This window comes from Photobacterium nomapromontoriensis (genome assembly GCF_050336815.1).
Lineage (GTDB): Bacteria > Pseudomonadota > Gammaproteobacteria > Enterobacterales > Vibrionaceae > Photobacterium > Photobacterium nomapromontoriensis.
This window is the reverse complement of the sequence record NZ_JAKJSL010000014.1, coordinates 1-822: the sequence shown is the minus strand read 5'-3', so window position 1 is coordinate 822 and position 822 is coordinate 1. Positions and strand designations below refer to the sequence as shown.

The 822-nt window shown below is 53.1% G+C and carries 1 protein-coding gene; it reads left to right on the top strand.

The annotated features are described in order from the left end of the window. The coding region (locus L4D12_RS00720; RefSeq protein ID WP_428445895.1) for a cadherin-like domain-containing protein at positions 1-822 on the top strand (822 nt) is incomplete at both ends.

Sequence of the window (822 nt, the reverse complement as noted above, 5' to 3'; positions counted from 1 at the left end):
TCGATTGTCTTTACTCAAGAGATGCTGCTGCAAAACGCCACCGACATTGATAGCGATAACCTCACCGCGCTGAACCTGCAGATTGATGAGCAGTACGGCAGTGTGGTTGATAACGAAGACGGCACCTTCACCTTTACCCCCGCCGCCGATTACAACGGCGATGTCCCGTTCAGCTTTGAGGTGGATGATAACGACGGGGCAGTCACGCCAGCTAGTGGTAATGTAGACCTGGCCGCAGAGAACGATGCGGCGGTGGTYACCGACACGGCATTAGCTGGTACTGAAGATACCTCGATTGTCTTTACTCAAGAGATGCTGCTGCAAAACGCTAGCGATATTGATAGTGATCACCTCACGGCGCTGAATCTGCAGATTGATGAGCAGTACGGCAGTGTGGTTGATAATGAAGATGGCACCTTCACCTTTACCCCCGCCGTCGATTACAACGGCGATGTCCCGTTCAGCTTTGAGGTGGATGATAACGACGGGGCAGTCACGCCAGCTAGTGGTAATGTAGACCTTGCGGCAGAGAACGATGCGGCGGTGGTCACCGACACGGCATTAGCTGGTACTGAAGATAGCTCGATTGTCTTTACTCAAGAGATGCTGCTGCAAAACGCCACCGACATTGATAGCGATAACCTCACCGCGCTGAACCTGCAGATTGATGAGCAGTACGGCAGTGTGGTTGATAACGAAGACGGCACCTTCACCTTTACCCCCGCCGCCGATTACAACGGCGATGTCCCGTTCAGCTTTGAGGTGGATGATAACGACGGGGCAGTCACGCCAGCTARYGGTAATGTAGACCTATGTAGACCT